The following is a 25,794-nucleotide window of genomic DNA, read 5'->3' as shown; positions in this document are numbered from 1 at the left end:
ATGGATTTATGCCAGTGCTTTTACCATTTCTTCGATGCGGTCCATGCCTTTTTTGATCTGTTCCATATCTGTTGCATAAGACAGACGGATATAGTCAGGCATACCAAAGTCTGCGCAAGGAACCACTGCCACATATTTTTCCGCAATCAGAATTGCAGCGAAATCTGCCGCAGAGTGGATTTCCTTACCTTCATAGCTTTTCCCGTAAGTGCCGGATACATCCACAAACAGATAGAATGCACCTTCCGGTTTCAGCGCGGAAATCATAGGAATGGCTTCTTCTCTTTCATAGATGTAATCTCTTCTTTTCTTGAATTCTTTGCACATTTCTGTTACACAGTCCTGAGGACCTTCCAGAGCTGCCAGAGTTGCTTCCTGCGCGATGGAGTTGGGGTTGGAAGCCATGTGGGACTGCAAGGAAGACATGAGTTTTGCCACTTCCAGAGGTGCAGCCGCAAAACCGATTCTCCAGCCTGTCATTGCATAGCTTTTGGAAACACCGTTGATAACGATGGTTCTGTCATAGATTTCCTTGCCCAAAGAAGCAATGCTGATATGTTTTTTGCCTTCATCGTAAATAAGTTTTTCATAAATTTCATCGGAAATTACGAAAATGTCATGTTTTACAGCAAAGTCTGCCACCATCTGCAAATCTTCCAGAGAGGAAATCATGCCAGTAGGGTTGGAAGGGCTGGTCAGGATCAGTGCTTTTGTTTTTGCTGTGTAAGCGCCTTCCAGTTCTTCTTTTGTCAGCATGAAGTTATTTTCTTTCTTTGTGTGTACCACTACAGGCACGCCGCCGGCAATTTTCACCATTTCCGCATAGCTCAGCCAGAAAGGTGCAGGAATGATGACTTCATCTCCTTCGTTCAGGATTGCCATAAATGCGTTCATGAGGGAATGTTTTGCGCCGTTGCTGATAACAACCTGTGCAGGTTCATAGTCCAGACCGTTGTCTTTTTTCAGCTTATCGCAAACAGCTTTCCGCAGTGCAGGTGTACCTGCCGCAGGTGTATATCTTGTTTTGCCTTCATCAATGGCTTTTTTCGCCGCTTCTCTGATGTGTGCGGGGGTGTCAAAATCAGGTTCCCCTACGCCAAATGTAACCATATCTTTGCCCTGTGCTTTCAGTTCTGCCGCTTTTGCGGAGATTGCCAGTGTGCTGGATGCTTTGATGCTCTGTGCTCTTCTTGATACTTCCATTTCTTTTACCTCATTTCTTTTGTTTAATCAAATTTGCTTTTTCTGACACCATTCAGTACCAGATTTGCAAGAATTACCATAATACCAAAACTCATTGTCAGCATTTTCAGAGACAGTACAGACTGCGCTTTTTCAGAGCCTTCAATAGAAAGATCTCCGTCATAAGACACTGTGATGTCATATTTCATAATGCCGTCATTTACCATATAAGTATAGGGACTGCCTTCCACCAGATTCATCTGATCTGTGTAAAAATCATAAGATTTATACTTTTCGTTCAGCGGTGTCATTACGTAGGTTCCCCACGCATGATTGCCGTTAACATCTTCCATCAGATAAGTCATGCTGTTGGCATGTTTTTTCTCAACCACTTCATAGCCTTCTTCCAGAGAAAGACCATTTTCTTCAGCCTTTTCCAAAAAGACTGTTTTCAGCTCCGCCTCTGTATAAGGATGCGGTCTAATGCCGTTGATGCTCACAAGGAACAATCCGGCAATGACAAAAAGCAGCACAACGCTGATAATAACCCGTTTCATGTTACCTCCTTATTTCCATACCCTTTCTGCCACCCGCAGGAAATTTTTCTCACGTATTTTTTCCGCCAGATGACTGCCAAACTCCTGTTCCATCCGTTCCAGAAAAAGTGCCATATCCTCCACTGCACGCAGGTCTGTCGGTGTCACGTCAATGCCGTCAAAATCACTGCCCAGTCCCACAGCATCCTCACCAGCCATATCCAGCATATGTGTCAGCTGCCGCAGCAGATCATCCTGTGTCACTGCGTCTTTCTCCGCAACAAAAGGCGGGAAAAAATTCAGCCCCACAAAACCATCCATTTCGCCGATGATTTTCAGCTGTTCGTCTGTCAGATTCCGTGGATGAGGACAAATTGCCCGTACATTGGAATGGCTTGCCACAAAAGGCTTTTCCGCCATTTTTGCCACATCGTAAAAACCAGCATCTGTCAAATGGGATACATCCACCAGCATGCCCAGCCGTTCCATCTCTTTCACAACGGCTTTGCCGAAGGTGGTCAGTCCGCCGCCAGTGCCTCTTTCTGCCACACCGTCTGCCAATGCGTTTCTGTGGTTCCATGTCAGCGTCATCAATCTGACACCCAGACGATGAAACATCCGCAGGGCAGCAATTTCTCCTTCCAGTGCTTCGCCGCCTTCCAGAGATAATATAGCAGAGAGCCTGCCCTGTTTTTTGTTTTCCAGAATATCGGAAAATCCTTTCACCATGCCCACACGGTCTTTGTACCGCTCCATCTGTTCCAGATAATAGTCCAGATATTTCACGGTCTGTCGCATGGCAATGGGATAGTACTTCGGTTCCAGCCAAATGGCAAAAATCTGCACTGCCGGTCCATAGGCAGCAAGTTTTTCCAGATTCAGCTGTCCTGAAAATTCCAGCATATTCTCTCCTGCTTCCATGGCTTTCACCACAGTATCACAATGGGCATCTGCATAGCTTTTCATAGGCTCCTCCTTTTTCTGCACTTCTTTTCTATTTTAAATGTTTATGCCAAAAAATACAATACAAAACAAAAATCCTGCCGAAATATTGCATCTTTCCTTTTCATATCCTATGATGAGAGATAGAAAAATCATGCGCCATCAGAAAGGAGAATGGATATGTTTCCCTGTGATTTCGTAAAAGAAAAAGCCCTCACTTTTGGACTTCATCCCAAACTGAAAGACAAAATATTTCTTGCTGGTGGTCTTGTTCCTTGGGTAATTTCCGGTGAAGATTCCAATCGGCTCCACAGCGATATTGATTTCGTGGTTCCTCTTTCAGAAATGGAAACTATTCGCGCTTTTCTTAAAGAGCAAGGACTTTATGACCACACCCATGATTCTCTTTTTCTCTCCTGCAACAAAGAAAAGGTCGATTTTGGTACAGAAATCTTTCTGGATGGTCTGCCAATCAGTTTTACGCCTTTTTTTAAAGAAAACAACAACCTTGTCCAACGGGATTTCGCTACTGCTGATTTCAGCGCAAAAGACAGCCTTGTGACCCTCTGCCTGCCCAATCTTTCTCCAGAAGATTATATCACTGCCTATGTCCTGCCTCATGGACAAAAGCTGTGCTGCATCTCTCTGGAATTTGTTTACGCCAAAAAGAGCCGAAAGAACCGCCCCAAGGACCAAGGAGATTTGCAGAAAATGAAACAGATTGGACTAAACGAAAACCTTCTCAAACACATTACTGACTCCTTTTCTAATGCGATTTTGGAAATCAAATAAACAAAAAACCTGTCATACGACAGGCTTTTTGTTTATTTGATCTCTTGATAATGGATATGATATTCAAACAAACGCATACTTTTATCATTTCTCACCTTATCTACCAATTCTTGTGTGGGTTGATTCAGGCAAATAATTCCATATACTTTTTGGCTTTTCTTTGCCATATTTTTTTGAATCCATTTAACATAAGAAACTGTTTGCTCATATGCATCTTTATATCCAGAATCTTTTTTCAATTCAATTACATAATAATTTTCATCCTCGTCCACAGCTAACAAATCTAAGCGTCCTACTGGTATGATAAACTGTCTTCCGTAACCTTTTGGACCCTCGTAAATTTTCAAATGCATTCCAAATATATCCTTGCCCTGATCCAAGCGATTCCATAATTCTTCTTCCAAAAGTCTTTCATTACTGAACTGTGTTTCCTGACCAGAAATATACATATTCGTTTCTTCAGGTTCTCGTTTTTCCTTTTTACCAAAATCAAAAGTTAATCCCGTCTTTTTTTCTATATTTTTTAACTGCCATTTTCCAATTTTATGATGATACTTATTTACGCAAGCAGTTAAATCCTCTAATTTTTCCTGACGCATCAAACTTTCACACAGATTATTGATTGAATAAGGAAAATCTCTCTCTTCTTTCACACATTCCCTTAAAACCTGCTCCGCTTCCTCATATTTCTTTTGTTTCAGCAAAGACCATCCCAGATTATTTTTCGCATTGGGATAACTAGGCATCATATCCAAAGCTTTTCTATAATATAATTCTTCTTGCTTATAATCCCTTATTTTCGAATATGCCCATGCGATATTAAAATAAATGGCTTCCGGATAAGCGATTCTCTCATTGATTTCCAAATCTTCAACCTGTTGATAATAAAAAATCGCATTTTTCCAATATTTCATTTCATAATACACATTTGCAAGAAGTTCTTTCGCTATCGAAAAATTTGGATTCTTTTGTAATACTATTGCTAATACATCTGTTGCCTCTTCCCATTTCTCATGGTAATAATATTTCTCCAGAGCATAGCACATTGCAATGATGTCTTCACCAGTTCCATATTTTTTCAGCAATACAGCAATCTGATTCCACATGCCAGAATATCCATTTTTCAACGGCAGTACAAAATGATTCAAAAATTCAAACTCTGTCAATGGCTTTATTCTGATATCTTCAAAACTATCTAAATATTCCTCTAATAATGGAAAAACTTCATCATATTCTCCATTCCAAAGATGCAGTACAGCCCTATAAAGGAAATGCTGTACTTCTGTTTTTTTCAACATCCGCTTAAATGCTTGATACTCTAGTCGGGATTCCAACTCTTTTATATTATAGTGGGTATATCCTCTTGAAATACCTTCAAGTAGCGTACTAAGATATAAACTTTCCCATATTTCTTTTTCTTCCCCTTTACTAGCAATAATATTTTTTTCTACTTCTTTACAAAAAGCCTGATCTGATAATTGACTAGTTGCTATATTCTGATATTTTTCATTTACTTTTTCATAAAGCTTCTGATTATATTTCATTTAGCCTCCTCCTTTTTCTTTTATTTATTATAACAAAAAGGAGTTTTTTTGACAAAACATAACAAATTCATCAAAAAAGCACAAAACCTCTTTTTAAGAGATTTTGTGCTTTTATCATAATCTTTTTTGAAAAAACTAACTTACGCTTCTTCTGTTTCTGCCGCAGCAGCTTTCAGAATTTCTTCATTGAAGCAGATTGCCAGTTCATCCAGCTGTTTCTGGTCTACCACGTTAGGCGCATCTGTCATAGGGCAGGAAGCATCCTTTACCTTAGGGAATGCGATAACGTCACGGATGCTGGGCGCATTGCTCATGAGCATGATGATTCTGTCCAGACCGAACGCCAGACCGCCATGAGGGGGTACGCCGTATTTGAAGGCATCCAACAGGAAACCGAAACGTTCCTGGGCATCTTCCTGAGTGAAGCCCAGCAGTTCGAACATTTTCTGCTGAATATCTCTGCGGTGGATTCTGATGGAGCCGCCGCCCAGTTCGTAACCGTTCAGTACGATGTCGTATGCTTTCGCACGAACTGCACCGGGATCTGTATCCAGCAGTTCCAGGTCTTCGTCCATAGGTGCTGTGAACGGATGGTGTACTGCCACATATCTGTTTTCTTCTTCGTCCCATTCCAGCATAGGGAATTCTGTAATCCACAGGAAACGGAAGTCGTCGGGTCTGGTCAGTTCCAGCATCTTGGACAGTTCCAGACGCAGGGCACCCAGAGAGTCGAATACAACTTTGTCCTTATCTGCACAGATCAGGATCAAGTCGCCGGGTTTACCTTCCATTTTGTCCACGATTTCCTGAAGTTTTTCAGGTGTGAAGAATTTTGCAATCTGGGATTTCAGGCTGCCATCTTCGTTGACAACGATCCAAGCCAGACCTTTTGCACGATATGTTTTCACAAATTCAACCAGAGAGTCGATTTTCTTTCTGGGGAAAGAACCGCAGCCTTTTGCGTTAATAGCACGTACGCTGCCGCCAGCTTCCAGTGCGGATTTGAATACCACAAAGTCTGTGCCGGCTACTACATCGGAAATGTTTACCAGTTCCATGCCGAAACGTACATCGGGCTTATCGGAACCGAAGCGTTCCATAGCTTCTTTATAAGTCATGCGCTGCAGGGGCAGCTGCACGTCTACATTCATGATGTCTTTGAATACTTTCTGCATCAGTCTTTCGTTGATGTCCATGATATCGTCTACATCAATGAAGGACAGTTCCATGTCCACCTGTGTAAATTCAGGCTGTCTGTCTGCACGCAGGTCTTCGTCACGGAAGCATTTTGCAATCTGATAATAACGGTCCATACCGGAAACCATCAGCAGCTGTTTGTACAGCTGAGGGGACTGAGGCAGACCGTAGAAGTTACCGGGATGCACACGGCTGGGAACCAGATAGTCTCTGGCACCTTCCGGTGTGGATTTGCCCAGAATAGGTGTTTCAATTTCCAGGAAACCTTCGTTGTTCAGGAAGGCACGGAGAGCCTGTACCACCTGATGACGCAGAACAATGTTCTTCAGCTGGCAAGGTCTTCTCAGATCCAGATATCTGTATTTCAGACGCAGATCGTCTTTGACTGTGATGTTGTCTTCAATCTGGAAAGGTGTTGTTTCAGATTCAGACAGGATACGCAGTTCAGAAGCAATGATTTCGATTTTCCCTGTTTTCATGTTAGGGTTGATATTGCCTTCTGTTCTAGCGGTTACAATACCGCGTACAGCCAGTGTGTACTCACTGCGAACGGTTTCAGCTTTTTCAAAAATTTCTTTGGGTGCGGTATTGCCGTCGATGGCAATCTGTACCAGACCTGTTCTGTCACGCAGAGCGATGAAGATCAGCTGACCCAGGTCACGGCGACGCTGTACCCACCCCATAACGGTCACTTCCTGACCAATCATGGTTTCATTGACATGGCAACACATGTGGCTTCTTTTCAAGCCGGTAATTGATTCTCCCATATTGATAAATCTCCTTACAGATAAAAATTTTCCTCTACTATCATACCATTTTTGCGGAAAAAGTAAAGTTTAACCGCAAAAAAACATTGGTTTTCTGCGAAAAGGCGTTAAAGTGTGTTCTTTTCCACCTTCTGAACGAAATCCACAAGGAGTTTTGCACAGTCTTCCACGCCGCAAAGGGAGCTGTCCACAGATAAATGATAGTTTTCCGCACTGCCCCAGCTGCCGCCTGTGTATTTTTTGTAATGTCTTGCCCTTTCTTCATTGATGGTGCGTACTTTTTCCGCCGCTTCCCCTTCAGTCAGACCATAGCTGGTTTCTGCCCGCTGTCTGCGGAATCCTTCCGGCGCATGGATGAAAAGACGAATGGTATGGGGACGATGACGCAGGATAACATCAGCACAACGCCCTACAATGACACAGCTTCCTTTTGCTGCAATTTCGGAAATGACTTTCCATTCTGCCAGAAACAGTCTGTCTGCCGGCGGTACATCCTCACCGGAATAAGCATAGAACTGTGCCAGCACTTTCTGCAGCACGGGGTTATGTACTGCCTGTTCATTTTTCTCTACAAAATCTCTGGAAAAACCACTTTCTTTTGCTGTCATGTCAATGAGGCTTCTGTCGTAGAAAGGAATGCCCAATTCTTTTGCCAATGCTTTGCCAATGTCGTGTCCGCCGCTGCCATATTCTCTGGCAATGGTAATGACCAGACCATTTTCCGGTTCTGTCTGTTCTTTTTCTTCTTCAGATTTTTTCTCCCCGAAAAGCAATCCAGGAAGAAAAGAAAGTTTTCTGTCATAAAATCCAGCAATGGTACCGATAAGCAAAGCAGAAATGATGGTACCTTCTCTAACGCCTTCCAGATGATGGAACAATACCAGAGAAATCACTGCTGCACCAATGGACATACTTGCGTCAAAGCATACTTTCGTTTTACCAAATTCCCGGTTGAAAGCTGTGCAAACTGCTTTTACAAAACCTTCGCCGGGCAGCATGACCACGTTTGCCAACACTTCTGTATAAACACCAAAGCCCAGAATCAAACAGCCGATGAACAGAGAAACCAATTTTGTGGGATAACTCTGCGGCGCCAAAAAGAACAGCAGATTCATGGTAAAGTCGATGAAATATCCAAAAATCAAAGATACAGGTATCTGCAATAACTGTATCTTTTCAAATCTGCTCCGCAGCAGCAAAATCTGCAGCAAAATCAAAAATACGCTGAATGCCACTGTAAATTCCCCTAAGGTAAAGGGGAAATACAAACTCAATGTATAAGGGATACTGGAAATGGGAGATGTCCCCAAATCCGCCTTTGTGATAAAGCTAATCCCCAGCGCATTGATGAATAGTCCAATAAAAAATACAATATATCGTTTTGCTTTCTCCATTATCTTTTGCTTCCCTTCGTCATATTCTCGTATATTTTTTGCAGACCTTTCAAAAGAATTGCCTTTTCTTCTTCTGTAATCCCTTCCAAAGCCTGTTCTTCACAGGATTTCATAATAGGTCGTACCGTTTCGGCAGCCATCTTCCTGCCCTTTTCTGTCAAAAACACATATTGGGATTTCCGATTTCCTTCTTTTACATGCTTTTTGATGAGCCCTGCCTCATCCATCCTGCGCAGAATGCCCGTTACCGTTGCCGCTTCCAGATGAAAGGCTTCTCCCAATGATTTCTGCTCGCAGCCGTCATGACTGAGCAGATAATCCAATATTTTTGACTGTCCTGGCAAAAGCCCATGCTCTGCCGCTTCCAATACCACCTGTTTTTGAAACACCGTCTGTGCCAAAAGCAGACAGTGATGAAAACTGTGATCCATAAAACATACACCTCTTTTTATTTAGCTTGCTAAATATATTATGAACCTTTTTCTCTCTCCGGTCAAGTCACATTTCCCAATTTCGGTTGTAAGTTTTTTGTATTTATTGTATAATAAAAGTAACAAAATTTTGGAAGAACCGCCCCATACTTTGGCTGTGCGGTACTTTGGAGGGGGAGTCATTATGGACCACAAAATCATCACCATCAGCCGTCAATATGGCAGCGGCGGCAGAATCATCGGGAAAAAACTTGCAGACGAACTGGGCATTCCGTTTTATGACAACGAACTGATCAATCTGGCAGCAGAAAAGACCGGTCTGTCTAAAGAATGCTTCAAAGAAGCGGAATCTGTTTCCACAGGTAATCTGCTCCTTTCTTTAACCACTTTAACACCTACCGTAGATTCCTATGGTCTGCCTTTGAATGAAAAAATCTTCCTGGTACAGTCCCAGGTCATCAAAGAAGTTGCAGAACAGGGCAGCTGCGTCATCGTTGGACGCTCCGCAGACTATGTTCTGTCTGAAAATCCCAACTGCATCAACGTATTCATCCACGCAGAACTGGAAGACCGCGTCAAACGTGCCGTTGAACTGTATGGGCTGGATGCAAAAAATGTAGAAAGCGCCGTTTTGAAAACAGACAAAAAGCGTGCCGGATACTACAACTATTTCACAGGCAGAAAATGGGGCAAACTGGAAAACTATGATCTGTCCATTAATACCTCCAAAATCAGCCTGGATGATGTGGTATATATTTTAAAAACCTATGTAGAAAAAAGATAATCAACAGAAAACAGCATGGAAAACCATGCTGTTTTTTTCAGAAAGGAACTCATTAAATGTTTGAACCAAAAATTGATATACAACAAGCTTTGGCAGGATTGCGCAAAAGAGAAAAAGGATTGATTACATACGAAAAAATCATGTCCTCCTATAAAAATATAAACCTGTCTGAAGATATGTCTTTCCAAAGAATGTTTAATGGCTTTTACCGCATCCGCCGCAACGAAGACTGGCGAAAATTTTACTATGAGAATTTCGAGAAATGGAAAAACGAAAGCACTCCCACCTTTCCTTTGATTCTGGAAACTTTTTACCGCCATACAGGACGGGTAGAGTGTTCCTTTTCCAGTAAAATGCTGGCAACTTTGTGCCCCGATTTTCCCATCTGGGACAGTATTGTTCTGGATCGCCTGCAATTGCGCTTGCGTGGCACAAATTGTGAAACGAAATTCCAAAACGCCCTTCCTCTGTATGAGCATATCCTCCAATGGTATCAGGAATTTTTACCTACCCAAACAGCAAAATCATACATAGCCGCTTTTGATGACGCTTTTCCCCAATACAAACACTTTACTCCCACAAAGAAAATAGACTTTCTCCTTTGGGCAAGCCCCAAAACCAAGTAAATACAAAAAGGGATAAAACCTTAGGGGCATCTTCAGAAGAAAACAAAGAAAGCCGAAATCCTTATCATGACAAAGGATTTCGGCTTTCTTATGATATTGAGATTTTATTTGATCTGTTTTCTTCTGAAGACAGCTGTCGCAATTCCTCTTAAGAAATCAAAGAAGCAAAAATCAATGTTTTCTTAAGAGGAAGTTGCTTTTCGGTTTTATCCCTTTTTATATCTCATTATTTCTGAAGCTGTGCCAGACGTTCTTCCACCTGTGCCAGTGTTGCTTTGTATTTTTCTTCTTTTGCCTTTTCTTCGTCGATGACTTTCTGAGGCGCTTTGGATACAAAGCCCTGGTTTGCCAGTTTCTTTTCTACTCTTTCGATTTCTTTGAGCATTTTTTCTTTTTCTTTTGTCAGACGCTCTACTTCTTTTTCAATGTCAACCAGTTCTGCCAGAGGCATGTAAATGGTTGCGTTGCTGGTCACTACGGAAACAGCATCTTCGCCGATACCTGCTTTGTCAGCCTGTACAGTTACTTCGCTGGCATGACCCAGTGTTTTGAAGAATACTTTGCTGTGTTCAAAGATCGCTCTTACTTCTTCCTTATCAGAAACAACAAATACCTGTACTTTCTTGGAAGGTGCAACGTTCATTTCCGCACGGATGTTACGGATGTTACGAACTGCTTCTTTGATAGTATCGATTTCTTCTTCGTTTTCTTTGTAGTTCCATTCTTCTTTATAAACAGGCCAATCGGAAATCATGATGCTTTCTTCTTCGTCCTGAATATGCTGGAACAGTTCTTCTGTGATATAAGGCATAAAAGGATGCAGCATCTTCAGAGCGTTGATGAGAACTGTTTTCAGTGTCCACAGTGCTGCTTCTCTTGTGCTGTCGTCTTTGTTGTACAGACGAGGTTTTACCATTTCAATATACCAGTCACAGAATTCATCCCACAGGAAATCGTAAATCTTCTGTGCAGCCAGACCCAGTTCATAATGTTCCAGATTTTCGGAAACATCTTTTGCCAGGGTATTTACTTTGGACAGAATCCATTTATCTGCAGATGTAAGCATCAGCAGTTTTGTTTCCTGTTTTTCGTCCATGTTCATCATCACGAAACGGCTTGCGTTCCAGATCTTGTTGCAGAAGTTACGGCAGTTGTCCAGTCTTTCCCAATAGAAACGCATGTCGTTACCGGGTGCGTTACCGGTGATCAGCATCAGACGCAGAGGATCAGCACCGTAGTTTGCGATAACTTCCAGAGGATCGATACCATTGCCCAGAGATTTTGAGAACTTTCTGCCCTGATCGTCACGGATCAGACCATGGATCAATACATCATGGAAAGGTACTTCGTGCATATTTTCCATACCGGAGAATACCATACGAACAACCCAGAAGAAGATGATATCATAGCCAGTGATCAGTGTGCTTGTAGGATAGAAGTGTTTCAAATCTTCTGTTTCATTGGGCCAGCCCAGTGTGGAGAAAGGCCACAGCGCAGAGCTGAACCATGTATCCAGTGTATCTTCATCCTGATGCAGTTTTGTGCTGCCGCATTTTTCACATTTTTCAGGTGCATGTTTGCTTACAGTGATATGACCGCATTCATCGCAGTAGTAAGCGGGAATACGATGACCCCACCACAGCTGACGGGAAATACACCAGTCACGGATGTTTTCCAGCCAGTGCATATATACTTTACCGAAACGATCGGGAACAAAGCGCAGTTTCTGCTGTTCATATACTTCCATAGCAGGTTTTGCCAGTTCGTCCATACGTACAAACCACTGCAGTTTGATCAGGGGTTCGATGGGAACATTACATCTTTCATGGCAGCCTACTGCATGGGTGATGTCTTCGATTTCTACCAGATAGCCCTGTTCTTTCAGGTCTTCTACCACTGCTTTTCTGGCTTCCATACGATCCATGCCTGCATATTTGCCTGCTTTTTCGTTCATAGTACCATCGTCGTTCATAACGTTGATACGAGGCAGGTTATGACGTACACCAACTTCAAAGTCGTTAGGGTCATGAGCAGGTGTAATTTTTACAACACCAGTACCGAATTCACGGTCAACATATTCATCCGCAACAATGGGGATTTCTTTGTTCATCAAAGGCAGGATACATGTCTTGCCGATGAGGTGCTGATAACGTTCGTCTTCAGGATGAACCGCAACAGCAACGTCGCCCATCATGGTTTCGGGACGAGTTGTTGCCAGACACAGTCTTTCATCGGAGCCTACGATGGGATATTCAATGTGGTAGAAATGACCTGCTGTTTCCACATGGTTAACTTCTGCGTCAGAAATAGTGGTCTGACATTCAGGGCACCAGTTGATGATCTTTTCACCACGATAGATATAGCCTTTTTCATACAGACGGCAGAATACTTCCAAAACGGCGTCGGAGCAGCCTTCGTCCATGGTGAAACGTACGCGTTCCCAGTCACAGGAGCAGCCCAGTTTGCGCAGCTGATTCAGGATGATGCCGCCGTATTCTTCTTTCCAAGCCCAGGCACGTTCCAGGAAACCTTCACGACCTACATCTTCTTTGGTCAGACCTTCGGAAGCCATTTTCTGTACGACTTTCAGTTCTGTGGAAATACTTGCATGGTCAATGCCGGGAACCCACAGTGCATTGTAGCCAGCCATTCTTTTCCAACGGATCAGGATATCCTGCATGGTGTTATCCAGTGCATGACCCATGTGCAGCTGCCCAGTGATGTTCGGGGGCGGCATTACGATACAATAAGGTTTTTTGCTTTTATCGATTTTTGTGTGGAAATATTTTCTTTCCATCCACATCGCATAGAGTCTGTCCTCTACTGCTGCGGGATCAAAATTCTTTGCCAGTTCTCTCACGTTTTCTCCTCCTTCGTTTCATAAAAAAAGAGCTTTCCTCCCAAAGGACGAAAGCTCGCGGTACCACCTTATTTCCCGTCAAAAAACTTGACGGACACTCTCGGTCTGTAACGGAACCACCCGTTTCCACCTACTTATTTTTTCAGCGGAACAGCTCCAAAGCTACCTTCTGCGTGCCTGCTCCCGAAAAACCTTGCAGCCCATGGATTTTTCTCTCTGGCGGGACGGAATCCGCATACTCCTCTTTTTCTTTGCTTTTGCTGTATGGAATCTTATACTTTAGCATTTTATTCAATACGAACAAATTTGTCAATAGCTTTTTGTAAATTATTCTGTATTCTTCATATCCTTTGGATACTTTGATATATTCAGCAATATCCCCATCATCCCCATCAGGAATACCAGCGCCGTGCCGCCGTAACTGATAAACGGCAAAGGCTGCCCTGTATTTGGAATGGTATTGGTTACAACGCCGATGTTAATCAAAGACTGATATGCCACCACAGATGTAATGCCCGTTGCCACCAGCATCCCATAATTATCCCGTGCGTTCATGGCAATGCGAATGCCCCGCCAAACCACTACTGCAAAAAGGATAATCACCAACGCCGCGCCAATGAGCCCCAGTTCTTCACAAATGATCGCAAAGATAATATCGTTATGGGCTTCTGGGATAAATGATTTCTGTCGGCTTTGTCCCAGCCCTACGCCAAACAGACCGCCAGATGCCACTGCATACAAAGACTGTACCGTCTGATAGCCATTCCCCTGCAAATCAGACCAAGGGTCCAGCCATGTGGTGATACGGGTCAGACGATAGCGGAACTGTGGCAAAATGACCATAACTGCCACAAAGGGCACCAGTGCGCCAATGCCTGCCACAAAGTACCAGATTCTGGGGCTGGCAACAAACAGAATCGTTACACCAACCATAAGCAGCAAAAGGGCTGATGAGAAGTTTGTCATAGCAATCAGTACCACTGGAATCGCCAGAATCCCTGCCGCTTTTGCAAATCCTTTCAGATTGCCCAATTCCTTCCGATGGTTGATGACATAGTAAGACAAATACAGTATAACCGCAACCTTGGTAAATTCCGAAGGCTGGAACTGCAAAGGACCGATTTCAATCCAACGGGTCTGCCCTTTTACATTTTTCCCGACAAAAGGCAGGATTGCCAGCAGACCATTGGAAATCCAGTACAGCATCAAGGAAAACTTCTTCCAGAGCTGGTAAGGCACATTCATGGCAACGATCATGCCAACCGTCCCCACGACTGCCCACATGCCCTGTCGTTTCAAGTAATAAAACATATCATATCCATATTCTTTACTGGACATGGTTTCATAATAACTGGCGCTGAAAATCATGACAACGCCGAACAATACCAGCGTCAGTACCACGAAAAACAGCCCGAAGTCATAGGTATCCGCTTTCACTCTTTTTTTATGCGGTTTTCTTCCTGCCTTTCCCTGTCTGGTCTGTTCCATGTTACCACCTCGCTTTGTTTATTTCTGCAAATAGGAGCGAACCTGTTCTTTGAACATTTCGCCGCGCTGTTCGTAGTTATCAAACATGCCCCAGCTTGCACATGCGGGAGAAAGGAGCACACAATCACCAGGTTCTGCCTTTTCCCTGCACAGATCTACGGCTTCCGCAAAGGTTTCGCAGTCTGTCATTGCCGTAAAGCCGAATTTTTCCGCAGACGCACGAATCTGCGGTGCTGTTACACCGATGAGTACCAGATGTTTGACTCTGCCGGGGAACAGCTTTGTCCAGTCGTCAAAAGAAACGCCTTTGTCATAGCCGCCGCCAATGAGCACAATGGGTTTCTGCATGGCAAGGACAGCACGGATGGACGCATCTGTGTTTGTGCCCTTAGAATCGTTATAGTAATCAACGCCATCTACGGTTGCTACATACTCAATACGGTGTTCTACGCCCGCAAAGGATTTCAGTACCTGACGGATGGTATCCAGCGCCACGCCTGCGCAAATGCCCATAGCTGCTGCTGCCATGACGTTTTCATAGTTATGCACGCCCAAAATCTGTAATTCATCCACAGAAATCAGCTTTTCGTCGATACCCTGCCATTTTACAAAAATATCTTTGTCCTGCAGGTAAATGCCTTCTGCCAAAGGCTGTGCGCTGCTGAAGAAAAATACCTTTGCAGCGGTTTTGTCTGCCATTTTCCGGCATGTTTCGTCTTCATAATTCAAAATGCAGAAATCTTCTGCTGTCTGTTTCGCAAAAACACGTTCTTTCATGGCAATGTAAACTTCCATGGTTTTGTGTCTGTTCAGGTGGTCAGGGGTGATATTCAGCACCGCGCTGATGTGGGGATGGAATTCTTTTGCTTTTTCCATCTGGAAGCTGCTGATTTCCGCAACGACCCAATCCTGTTCTGTCAAGCCCTGTACCTTTTCACTGTAAGGCACACCGATATTCCCTACCACTGCTGTATTCGGGCGAACAGCTTTCATAATTTCCCCTGTGAGGGTTGTGGTTGTTGTTTTCCCATTGGTGCCTGTGATTGCTGTGATGGGGCAAGTGGTTTCTCTATAAGCCAGTTCCACTTCGCTGATGACTTCTACGCCAGCTGCTTCTGCCGCTTCAATGAAAGGCAGGTCACAGGGGATACCGGGACTGAGTACGATCAGACCCTGTTCACATGCAATATCATCGGGGTTCTTCCCTGTATAAAGGGCAACGCCTTCTTTTTCCAGTTCCAGTGCTGCCGCAGGAACGGCGTCACGTTCTTTCATATCCTGCAATGTAACCACTGCACCCAGTTTCTGCAGCAGAGCCGCTGCCGCAATACCGCTTTTTGCCATGCCGCATACCAGGGCACGTTTTCCTGTATATTTCATGGATTTTTTCCTTCTTTCCGTTAAAACATTGCTTTACTGCCCAAGAAGCCCAGCAGGCACAGCAGAGCAGTCACTACATAGAACAAAGTCACAACCTTTGTTTCTCTCCATCCGCACTGTTCCAGATGATGATGGAAAGGCGCCATTTTGAACAGACGTCTGCCTTCGCCGTATTTGCGTTTTGTAATCTTGAACCAACCTACCTGCAGCATAACTGTGATAGATTCCCACAGATAAACAAAACCAACGATGACAATGAAAATAGGCATTTTCAGCACAAAAGCCGTTGCAGCCACAAAGCCGCCCAGCGCCAGAGAGCCTGTATCCCCCATGAACACTTTGGCAGGATAGCAGTTAAAGAGCAAAAATGCCAGCAGTGCGCCAACGATTGCCCCGCAGACAGGAGAAATCATGCTGCCTGCTGCCCAGGACACAATCATAAAGAACGCCGCTACAATGAGGGTTACGCCGCCAGCCAGACCATCCAGACCGTCTGTCAGGTTGACACCGTTGACAGTACCCAGTACCGCAATAAAGAGGAAAGGCACAAACAAAATACCCAGATCCAGTTCCATACCATTGGTAAAGGGAATGTAAATGGCTGTGCCAATACCACTTTTCATCATCACATACCAGCAGAATACAGCTGTTACAATGAGCTGCAATGCCAGTTTCTGCCATGCACGCAGACCCAGAGAACGTTTTTTCACAACTTTGATATAGTCATCCAAAAAGCCAATGATACCATAACACAGTGTCATCAGTACCACCGCAATGCCATCGGTGTTTCCCTTCAAAAAGAAGAAGGATGCCACCACGAAAGCGATCAAAAAGGCAATACCGCCCATGGTAGGCGTACCCTGTTTCTGCAGATGTGTCTGAGGGCCATCATCCCGGACATTCTGCCCGAACTTCATTTTATGCAGTACCGGAATCAGAATGGGACACAAAATCACCCCAATGACAAAGGCTATCAATATGGCGTAAACCGCCTGTTCCAAAGAACCCACTTTATTTCACTCCTTGCAATTTCTCTACTGTTTTTTCAAATCCCATGCTGCGGGATGCTTTCAACAAAATTGTATCTCCTTTTTTCAGCAAATCCAGACCCTTTTCCCAGAATTCTTCCTGTGTGTCAAAACGATACACTTCTTTCATGCCGGCATCTTTTGCGCCTGCCGCCATCTGGTCGGAATGGTTGCCAATACAAATCAAAAGGTCAATGCCTTTTTCTGCCGCGTAAGCCCCAACTTCCCGGTGCATCTGAGGCGCAAATTCGCCCAGTTCTCCCATAAAGCCTAGGAATGCCACGCTTCTGCCTTCCACATCTTTGAGGATATCCAAAGAAGCCTTAGCAGAAACTGGATTGGAGTTATATACATCATTCAGCAATGTCAGACCGTTTTCCAGACGCATAATGGTCATACGGTCTTTTGTGGGCACGAAGTTTTCAATGCCCCCTTTGATTTCATCCAATGTAAAGCCCATCTCCAGCCCTACGGTTACGGCAGAAAGAGCATTGAGCACCATGTGTGCGCCGGGCATGGGAATCACTACGTCCATGCTGCCCACAGGTGTATGAATGGTGCATCTGGTATGTTCCAGACCAACAGCTTCGATGTTGTCCGCGTAAACATCCCGTTTATTTTCCACACCAAACCAGCGCACTTTCTGAGAAAGTTTACCATCCAATGTCGCCAGCATATCGTTATCGCCGTTGAGCACAGCAACATTATTTTCATCCATAAAATCGAACAATTCACATTTTGCTTTCAAAATGCCTTCCCGGCTGCCCAAATGTTCAATATGGGCAACGCCAACATTGGAAATGACACCAATCTGGGGACGTACCACATCCACCAGACGATGGATTTCCCCAAAATGGTTCATGCCCATTTCAATGACAGCAGCTTCATGACCTTCTTCCAGACGGAACAATGTCAGAGGCACACCAAGGTCATTATTGAAATTTCCCAGTGTCCACAAAGTATTGTATTTCTGAGAAAGTACAGAAGCAATCATATCCTTTGTGGTAGTCTTGCCAACGCTGCCTGTGATGCCCACAACGGGAATATCAAATAGACTGCGATAATATTTTGCCAACTGTAACATAGCCGCTCTCGCGTTTTCCACCAGAAGCAGCACGCAGCCATTTTCCGGTGTCATTTCACGTTCCGTAAAACATGCGGCAACGCCTTTTTCCATGCAGCTTTTCAGGTAATCATGTCCGTCGGAATTTTTGCCTTTCAAAGGCACAAAGAGGCTTTCTTCCCCTGCCTGACGGGAATCCTGTGTCACATGACAGATGGTTTTCTGCTGTGCCTCTTCTAAATTTGCTGCCAGAATCCGTGCATGGGTGGCATTGGCAATTTCCTGAATGGTCAGTTTTTTCATAAGCAATCATCTCCAAACGCGTTTCGCACTTCTTCTACATCGTCAAAATGAATGGTTTTATCCGGGAAAATCTGATAGGTTTCATGGCCCTTGCCGGCAATGAGAATGACATCTCCTGCCTGTGCCAGTTCTACGGCACGCACAATGGCTTTTCTCCGGTCAACCTGTTTTTCGTAGGCACAACCAGTTTCCTTTGTGCCTGCTTCCACTTCCCGCAAAATCTGTTCCGGGTCCTCGGTACGAGGATTATCGGATGTGATGATGCAGTAATCCGCGTACTGTCCGCCAATGCGTCCCATGATGGGGCGTTTTGTCTTATCTCTGTCACCACCGCAACCAAAGACCGCAATCAGTTTGCCTTTGGTAAATTCTTTGGCTGTTTTCAGCACGTTTTCCAGTCCATCAGGTGTATGGGCATAGTCCACCACCGCCTGACAGCCTTTTTTGCTGCGTACTGTCTGGAAACGACCTGCCACGCCAGGGTTTTCTGCCAGACCAGCCAGAATGTCTTCCATTTCCACGCCCAGACACAGGCAAGCGCCGATAGCACCCAGTCCATTATATACGCTGAATCTGCCGGGTGTGTGCAATTTCACACCATAGCGTTTTCCTTCATATACCACTGTAAAGGCAGTGCCTTCTGCTGTAATGGAAATATCCTCTGCCTTCAGGTCTGCCGCTTTGTCGATGGCATAAGTCAGCACTTCTCCAGCGGATTTTTCCACCATAAAATCACCAGCGGCATCGTCAATATTGATGACGCTCTTTTTGCTCCGTTCAAAGAGCATACTCTTGGCAATTTTATAATTTTCCATGGTTTTATGATAATCCAGATGATCCTGTGTCAGGTTGGTAAACACTGCCACATCATAAGCAATGCCGTCCACGCGATGCAAATCCAGAGAGTGGGAAGAAACTTCCATAATGACATCTGTTACATCTTCCTGACGCATCTGTTCCATCAATGCCTGCAATTCCAAAGATTCCGGCGTTGTCCGTTCTGTAGGGATGACTTTATCCCCAATGCGGTTTTCGATGGTGCCGATAACACCTGTTTTTCTGCCTACCCGTTCCAGCACAGAACGCACCAGATAGGTGATGGTAGTTTTGCCGTTAGTGCCGGTGACACCTGTCACACGGATTTTCTGTGTGGGATGGTCATAAAAATTGGCAGACAGCGCCGCCAATGCCTGACGGTTGTTTTCTGTCTGAATCACTGTGATGTTTTCCGGTACATCTTCCACAGCGTGTTCTACCAAAAGGGCTGCCGCACCTTTTTCCAGCGCCATGGGAATATAGCGGTGGCCGTCTGTCTGAAAGCCTGTGATGCAGACAAACAAGTCGCCGGGCTGTACTTTTCGGGAATCGTAAACGGGCATTTTGATTTCTGCCCCATCGATTCCCTGTAACATTTTATAAGGAATACCCTCTAACAGTTTTTGCAATAACACTGTATTTTCCTCCTTTGGGTGTTGCTTTTTTTCGCATCTGTTTATTATATCATAAAAAACTGGAAGGAACGGAAAAAGAATGATTTTTTTTCGATTCTTCCGCATTTTTATTCGCTTTTTTCTTTATGTCCCGTAGAGCAGAACTTTTGTCCCCCGGTTGACTTCCTGTCCTGCGGGAGGGAGCTGAGAAACAACAGTTTCCCCCTCATCCGTCTGGGCTGTCAGTCCTGCCTGCCAAAGGGCGTTCTTCGCTTCCGCCATAGTCATTCCCGTTACATCCGGCACAACCACCACAGCATCCTCTGATATTTCTCCTTCTTTGGGAATGCCCAGATAAGGCAGGATATTTTGCAGCATTTCCTGCATGGCAGGACCACCAACGGTACCGCCGTAATATACGCCTTGCGGTTCATCAATCATCAGGAACACCATAACCTGTGGATCGTTTGCCGGTGCAAATGTCATGAAAGAAGCAATGTACTTTCCGCTTCTGCGTGGAAGTTTTTCTGATGTGGCTGTTTTGCCGCCGATGCGGTATCCTTCCACTGCCGCTTTGGTTGCAGTGCCTTCTGTCACAACGCTTTCCAATATGGTTTTCATGGTTTCGGAAGTTTCCTTGGAAAGCACCAGTTCCCCTTTTTCATAGGAAAATGTTTCTGTCAAATTGCCATTTTCATCGGCAATACCATAGCCAATATGGGGTGTTATCAGATAGCCGCCGTTTACTGCCGCAGAAACAGACCGCATCAATTGCAAAGGTGTAATCTGGAAAGACTGACCAAAAGACATGGTGGCAAGTTCCACAGGACCTACGTTTTTCAGTTCATGGATAATGCCCGTAGCTTCCCCAGCCAGATCAATGCCTGTTTTTTCCCGAAAGCCCAGTTTTTCCACATAATCCAGAAAGGTTTCCGCGCCTAGCCGCTCCGCAATTTCCATAAACACCGGGTTACAGGAATTTTGCACCCCTTCTGCAAATGTTTCTGAACCATGGGTTCTGGGATATCGCCAGCATTTGATCTGCCGATCCCCTGCCACATGATACCCCGGACAGTAAAAAGTGGATTCCGGCGTCACAACGCCTTCTTCCAGACCTGCTACGGAAGTGATGATTTTGAAAATACTCCCCGGCTCATATGTATCGTTGATGGCAGAATTGCGCCACATGGTATTGAGGGCGTCACTCTGCTCCTTGGAAGAAAGCCCTTCCCACACTGCCGCTAATTCCGAGTCGTTGATGGTAAAAGGCTCATTCAAGTCAAAAGAGGGATAATTCGCCATGGCGTAAATCTCCCCATTTTGTGGGTTCATCACAATGAGAGAGCCTTTTTTCGCCTGTTTGGATTCCACTGTTTTTGCCAATGTCTGTTCCGCATACTGCTGTATGGTCACATCCAATGTTGTCACCAGATTTCCACCATCCACTGGCGGAATCCGTTCCTGTTCGGCTGTCAGTTCATGACCTTTGGCATCTGTCAGGGTCAATATCTTCCCCTGTTCCCCTTCCAACACATCGTCATACTTGGCTTCCAGCCCAATGATGCCCTGATTGTCTTTGCCTACAAAGCCAACCACCTGTGCCGCCAGTTCTCCGAAAGGATAAATCCGCTGGACATCTTCGTCCACCTTTACCCCCGGCAAATCCGCCTGCCGGATGGTCTGCGCCGTTTCCGTATCCACTTTTGACTGAATCCGTACCAACGCTACTTTCTGCTGGACTTTCTCCAGCACTTCATCATAATCCAGTTCCAGCGTATCCGCCAGAAACTTTGCTGTTTCTTCTTTTTCTTTCACCTCTGCCGGAACAACACTGACTGCCGACACTGTCTGGGTTTCGGCAATACCGACGCCGTTTCTGTCCAGAATATCGCCGCGTTTCGCAGTAATCAAACGATCTCTGGTCTGCTGTTCATAAGCCATTTCCTGCCACTGGGACGCACGAAACACTTCGATATAAACCAGGCGCCCTGCCAGCACCAGAAACGCCAGTATACAGCAGAGCAGATAAATCAAAAGCCGGCGTTTTTCACCGACCGTTGGTCTTTCCATAGAAAACTCCCTGCCTTTTCCAATGTCCTTATTAGCAAATATATGGAAAAAGCAAGGAGTCTATGCGTTTTCTTTGGGTTTGGTTATTGGGTCGTCTGCGTACCCGTTGTATCTGTGGATGTGTCCGTTTTTTCCGGAATTTCAAGGGTCAGCATAACTTCGCTTCCCTTTGCTACAGATACACCATACTTAGGATCTTGTGCGGTGACAGTTCCCGATTGATCCCCTTCAAATGCCACAGTAAAGCCTGCATTTGTCAGCGTGGTTTCTGCCTGTTCATAGTTTTTGCCAACAACATTCGGCACGCTGACGGTACCAGTGTCTTCTTCGGAACGCTGTACATACAGGATGACTTCACTGCCTACATCCACGGTGGTTCCGCCTTTCGGCACCTGATTTACAACGGTATTGCCGTTGCCCACTACTTTATATGTCAGTTCTTTCCCATCCAGATCACCGATAACATCGAAAATAACGCTGTCTGTATAATCTGCAACGGTGACAGTTTTATTCTGAGACAGGTTTGCTTCATCTTCTACAGGCTGTGTAGGTTCCAGGTTATCATATTTGATGATGCCTTCAATGAGTTTTTTGGTCATAGGTGTGGGTGTCTGCACGCCTTCTACATAATCACTGGGCTGGTTGATAACAGTGAATACAATGTATTTGGGATTTTCCGCAGGGAAATAAGACATGTTACTCAGTGCCCACAAATCGTCATTGGTACGAGAACCCTGTTCCGCGGTACCTGTTTTACAACCGATAGAATAACCGTCAATCTGCAGTTTCTTTGCCAAACCGTTTTCAACTGTGGCTTTCAGCGCTGTCCGCATATATGCGGATGTTTTTTCAGAAATGACACGACGTACCACTTCTGTATCGTTTTCCAGCACCACATTGCCATCGGCATCCACAATCTGAGATACCACATGGGGTTTCACCAGATTACCTCCGTTGATCAAAGAAGAGAATGCTGCAATGACCTGAATGCTGGTGCAGTTGAATGTCTGACCGAAGGACATGGTTGCCAATTCAGTCGGACCAATACTTTCTTTGCTATGGAGCTGACCAGCTGCTTCACCGGGCAAGTCAATGCCGGTATAATCACCGAAACCAAATTCTCTCTGGTATTCGTAGAATTTATCTGCCCCCAGCAGATTTGCAATCTGGATAACGCCCATATTACAGGACTGCGCCATAATCTGTTCTACATTGATATTTCCGTGACCGCTTACCAAGTGACATTTGATGCGGTAACCGCCGATGTCTGTATACCCATTACACTGGAAACTGGAGTTTGGTGTAATAACACCTTCCTCCAATGCAGCTGCTACCAGCATGGGTTTGAAAATAGACCCGGGTTCATAGGTATCGCTGACACAGAAGTTTTTCCACATGGTATTCAGGTATTCCAGCTGTTCTTCACTGCTGAGCTGATCCCAGTTTTCTGTATACTTGGTATCTGTTTCCCATTCAGGGATTTCATTGGGATTATTCAAATCAAAGGAGTGGGATTCCGCCATGGCATATACTTCACCTGTATAAGGGTCCATAACCATAGCTGCCACGTTTTTGGCGGGCCATTCCGCCGCTGTTTCTGCCACCACTTCTTCCGCAATCTTCTGGATATTATAGTCGATGGTGGTGATGATGGTATCCCCATCTTTTGCGTCATAATCCTGATGGACAACGGAATCTGCGCCATTGTAAAGGATGAAAGACCGTCCCGGGGTTCCTTCCATATAGCTGTTGTAATATCCTTCCAGTCCCCACTGTGCGTCACCACGGGTAAAACCAACCAGATGGCAGGCGGAACTGTTCAGCGGATAAGAGCGTTTACTGCTTTTTTCAAAATAAACGCCTTTCAGGTTCATGGCTTCCAGTTCTTCTTTCACACTGCGCTCAATACCTTTCACAAGGTATTTCCAATGGTTATTCATATACAGTTCCCCAGTTTCCGGATTAATGGTTACATACTGTTTCAATGTGTTGTAATCCAGTTCCGGGAAATATTCGCAAAGAGTGGTTAACGTCTTTTCCTGTTCCTCAGGGCTTAACTCTGCAACTTCTGCCAACTGCAAAGAGTCCAGCGCCACATTATAAACTGTGGTACTGATGGCAAGTACCTGATTATTTCGGTCCAAAATACTGCCTCTGTTGGGAGGAATGGTAATGTCATAGCGGTTGATCTGCTGGTTCTTTGCCGCCGCTTCATACTCCGCGCCATGAACAACTTTCATATACAGCACTCTGCCAAACATCAGGGCAAATGCCGCAAAAAATGCAAAGAGAATAAAAGCAAATCTTCCATTCGCCCTTATTCCCCCGCTGGATTTTCTCATTTACATCAGTCCTTTTTAAATAGATTCAATATGGATGCGATAAAGGAAGGTTCCTCCTCTACCACTTCATCAGCTGCATACTGAATGGTATAGCTGTCTTTTGGAACATCAATATAAACAATCTGATAAGGCTGTGGTTCTGCCATGCCCAGTCGATTGATGGCTTCCTGTTTGATGTATTCCAGATCCACCTGTTCCGCAAGTTCCGCTTCTAAAATCGCGTTCTGCGATTTCAGCGTTGCCAGCTCGTCTTTCTTTTCTCGAATCTGCACCTCCTGATTTTTTACAATAACCGTTGCACCCATAAACGCGATACATCCCGCAAAAATCAGCAGCATCACCATGCAGACATGTGCCGCATGGACGCGGTTTTCTCTGCGTTCTGCTGCTGCCTGCCGAATGGCTTCTTTGGCTTCCTGCTGTTTTTTATCGTCTTCATAGTAGGGCGCATAATCCGGCTGTAATTCATATGCTACGTTGCCATATGTATAGTAAGAGCCTTTGTAGGCATTTTTTTTATTTTCTTTTGCCTGTTTTGCTGCCATAGCCGACACCTCTGTTTTTTATTCTCCCAATCCTTCCAAAATACGCAGTTTCGCGCTTCTGGAGCGATGGTTTTCTGCCAGTTCCTCTTTGGATGGCACAATTGGCTTTCTTGTAATCACCCTGCCAACAGGTTTCCGTCCGCAGACACAAACAGGAAACTGCGGCGGGCAGATGCAGGGATTTTCCTGTCTGCGATACGCTTCTTTTACAATGCGGTCTTCCAGAGAATGGAATGTGATGATGCAGAGTCTGCCGCCTTCTGTCAGGCGATGTGCTGCCTGATCGATGGCTCTCTCCAGCACATCCAGTTCTCCATTGACTTCAATTCGAATTGCCTGAAAAGTACGTTTTGCCGGATGGGGACCGTCTTTTCTGGCTCCCTTTGGCACAGCTTTTTTGATAACATCCACCAGCTCTCCGGTGGTTTCGATGGGCTTGTTGGCACGCTCTGCCACAATAAACTGGGCGATGCGTTTTGCCCAGCGTTCTTCCCCATAAGTAAAAATGATTCGATCCAGATCGGCTTCGCTGTATGTATTGACTACATCATAAGCGCTGAAAGGCTTTGTGGCATCCATACGCATGTCCAATGGCGCGTCCTGCTGATAGGAGAAACCACGTTCCGCCTCATCCAGCTGGTGAGAAGATACACCAATATCCATAAGCATGCCGCCAATACGGTCAATGCCAAGCTCGTCCAATATGGAACCAATATTTCCAAAATTGTCATGTACAAAAGTGATCTTGTCCAAATGATCTTTCAGCCGCTCTTTTGCAGCCGCATGGGCATTGAGATCCTGATCGATACAAATCAGTCTGCCGGTGGTGAGCCGCTTTGCGATTTCCAGCGAATGACCGCCGCCGCCAGTGGTACCATCTACATAAATGCCGTCAGGTTTGATACAAAGTCCGTCGATACATTCCTGCAGCAGAACGGAAACATGATGAAATTCCAATAATAACACTCCTCGTATAGTATCTTTAGATACCATTATTCTTATATAAAATTTAATAGTTACTTTGTTCAATAGGCTTCATTAAACCCATGATATAATTGTCCCAGTGTCAATCAGGCAAAAGTTCTAGTCA

20 protein-coding genes and 1 other annotated feature are annotated in these 25,794 nt (G+C 44.8%); of the genes, 3 read left to right on the top strand and 17 right to left on the bottom strand.

Translation table 11 applies throughout. The features are described 5' to 3' along the window. Positions 1-6 precede the first annotated feature (6 nt). From INF29_RS07590 to INF29_RS07580, 3 genes are read right to left on the bottom strand one after another with little or no spacing between them, the layout of a single operon-like run. Positions 7-1,203: a pyridoxal phosphate-dependent aminotransferase gene (locus INF29_RS07590; RefSeq protein WP_191344813.1), complete on the bottom strand. Its 1,197-nt coding sequence runs from the start codon at positions 1,201-1,203 to the stop codon at positions 7-9. A 23-nt stretch (positions 1,204-1,226) separates the two neighbouring features. Continuing rightward, positions 1,227-1,739: a hypothetical protein gene (locus INF29_RS07585; RefSeq protein WP_193485772.1), complete on the bottom strand. Its 513-nt coding sequence runs from the start codon at positions 1,737-1,739 to the stop codon at positions 1,227-1,229. Positions 1,740-1,748: 9 nt separating this feature from the next. Continuing rightward, a complete protein-coding gene (locus tag INF29_RS07580) occupies positions 1,749-2,684 on the bottom strand; it encodes a dipeptidase (RefSeq protein WP_193485770.1) in 936 nt (311 codons plus the stop codon). A 156-nt stretch (positions 2,685-2,840) separates the two neighbouring features. Between INF29_RS07580 and INF29_RS07575 the strand changes: the two genes are divergently transcribed. Then, positions 2,841-3,452, top strand: coding sequence for a hypothetical protein (locus INF29_RS07575; RefSeq protein ID WP_193485767.1), 612 nt, complete (start codon positions 2,841-2,843; stop codon positions 3,450-3,452). A gap of 32 nt (positions 3,453-3,484) precedes the next feature. Here INF29_RS07575 and INF29_RS07570 read toward each other — a convergent pair whose 3' ends face one another. From INF29_RS07570 to INF29_RS07555, 4 genes are all read right to left on the bottom strand, one after another. After that, a complete protein-coding gene (locus INF29_RS07570; RefSeq protein ID WP_193485765.1) occupies positions 3,485-4,996 on the bottom strand; it encodes an endonuclease NucS domain-containing protein in 1,512 nt (503 codons plus the stop codon). A 140-nt stretch (positions 4,997-5,136) separates the two neighbouring features. Beyond that, complete coding sequence (gene aspS / locus INF29_RS07565; protein ID WP_193485763.1) at positions 5,137-6,960, bottom strand: aspartate--tRNA ligase; 1,824 nt, start codon at positions 6,958-6,960, stop codon at positions 5,137-5,139. 107 nt (positions 6,961-7,067) lie between these two features. Next, positions 7,068-8,354, bottom strand: coding sequence for a cytidylate kinase family protein (locus INF29_RS07560; RefSeq protein WP_193485761.1), 1,287 nt, complete (start codon positions 8,352-8,354; stop codon positions 7,068-7,070). Then, a complete protein-coding gene (locus tag INF29_RS07555) occupies positions 8,354-8,785 on the bottom strand; it encodes a MarR family winged helix-turn-helix transcriptional regulator (protein ID WP_072850077.1) in 432 nt (143 codons plus the stop codon). Before INF29_RS07555 ends, INF29_RS07560 begins: the two co-directional genes overlap by 1 nt. Positions 8,786-8,969: 184 nt before the next feature. Between INF29_RS07555 and INF29_RS07550 the strand changes: the two genes are divergently transcribed. Together INF29_RS07550 and INF29_RS07545 are read left to right on the top strand one after the other, a co-directional pair. Next, positions 8,970-9,569, top strand: coding sequence for a cytidylate kinase-like family protein (locus INF29_RS07550; RefSeq protein ID WP_072850079.1), 600 nt, complete (start codon positions 8,970-8,972; stop codon positions 9,567-9,569). A 56-nt stretch (positions 9,570-9,625) separates the two neighbouring features. After that, complete coding sequence (locus INF29_RS07545) at positions 9,626-10,195, top strand: hypothetical protein (RefSeq protein WP_072850081.1); 570 nt, start codon at positions 9,626-9,628, stop codon at positions 10,193-10,195. 226 nt (positions 10,196-10,421) lie between these two features. Here INF29_RS07545 and INF29_RS07540 read toward each other — a convergent pair whose 3' ends face one another. The 10 genes from INF29_RS07540 to rsmH form a co-directional block, all read right to left on the bottom strand. Next, positions 10,422-13,055 (bottom strand): valine--tRNA ligase, encoded by a 2,634-nt coding sequence (locus tag INF29_RS07540; protein ID WP_193485759.1) that lies wholly within the window; start codon positions 13,053-13,055, stop codon positions 10,422-10,424. A gap of 40 nt (positions 13,056-13,095) precedes the next feature. After that, positions 13,096-13,316 (bottom strand) — a binding site (T-box leader). Between the two features lie 66 nt (positions 13,317-13,382). Continuing rightward, positions 13,383-14,543, bottom strand: a complete 1,161-nt coding sequence (gene ftsW / locus INF29_RS07535) for a putative lipid II flippase FtsW (RefSeq protein WP_193485750.1) — start codon at positions 14,541-14,543, stop codon at positions 13,383-13,385. A gap of 18 nt (positions 14,544-14,561) precedes the next feature. After that, the gene (gene murD, locus INF29_RS07530; protein WP_193485748.1) at positions 14,562-15,923 is read right to left on the bottom strand and encodes a UDP-N-acetylmuramoyl-L-alanine--D-glutamate ligase; all 1,362 of its coding nucleotides are present in this window, start codon (positions 15,921-15,923) and stop codon (positions 14,562-14,564) included. Between the two features lie 20 nt (positions 15,924-15,943). Continuing rightward, on the bottom strand, positions 15,944-16,933 hold the full coding sequence (mraY, locus tag INF29_RS07525) for a phospho-N-acetylmuramoyl-pentapeptide-transferase (RefSeq protein WP_022364133.1): 990 nt from the start codon (positions 16,931-16,933) through the stop codon (positions 15,944-15,946). A 1-nt stretch (position 16,934) separates the two neighbouring features. Continuing rightward, a complete protein-coding gene (locus tag INF29_RS07520) occupies positions 16,935-18,317 on the bottom strand; it encodes a UDP-N-acetylmuramoyl-tripeptide--D-alanyl-D-alanine ligase (RefSeq protein ID WP_193485746.1) in 1,383 nt (460 codons plus the stop codon). Beyond that, positions 18,314-19,768, bottom strand: a complete 1,455-nt coding sequence (locus tag INF29_RS07515) for a UDP-N-acetylmuramoyl-L-alanyl-D-glutamate--2,6-diaminopimelate ligase (RefSeq protein ID WP_193485745.1) — start codon at positions 19,766-19,768, stop codon at positions 18,314-18,316. The genes INF29_RS07520 and INF29_RS07515 overlap by 4 nt, the downstream gene beginning before the upstream one ends. Positions 19,769-19,891: 123 nt before the next feature. Next, positions 19,892-21,817 carry a penicillin-binding transpeptidase domain-containing protein gene (locus INF29_RS07510; RefSeq protein WP_193485744.1) on the bottom strand — a complete coding sequence of 642 codons (1,926 nt, stop codon included), beginning with the start codon at positions 21,815-21,817 and terminating at the stop codon, positions 19,892-19,894. An 83-nt stretch (positions 21,818-21,900) separates the two neighbouring features. Then, positions 21,901-24,159: a penicillin-binding transpeptidase domain-containing protein gene (locus tag INF29_RS07505; RefSeq protein WP_193485742.1), complete on the bottom strand. Its 2,259-nt coding sequence runs from the start codon at positions 24,157-24,159 to the stop codon at positions 21,901-21,903. Positions 24,160-24,164: 5 nt separating this feature from the next. Continuing rightward, entirely contained in the window at positions 24,165-24,704 is a 540-nt protein-coding gene (locus INF29_RS07500; protein ID WP_072850095.1) for an FtsB family cell division protein, read from the bottom strand. 18 nt (positions 24,705-24,722) lie between these two features. After that, positions 24,723-25,661: a 16S rRNA (cytosine(1402)-N(4))-methyltransferase RsmH gene (rsmH, locus tag INF29_RS07495; RefSeq protein WP_193485740.1), complete on the bottom strand. Its 939-nt coding sequence runs from the start codon at positions 25,659-25,661 to the stop codon at positions 24,723-24,725. Between the last annotated feature and the right edge of the window lie 133 nt (positions 25,662-25,794).

This window comes from Anaerotignum lactatifermentans (assembly GCF_014982935.1).
GTDB classification, from domain to species: Bacteria; Bacillota; Clostridia; order Lachnospirales; family Anaerotignaceae; genus Anaerotignum; species Anaerotignum lactatifermentans.
This window is presented reverse-complemented; position numbering and strand designations above follow the sequence as displayed.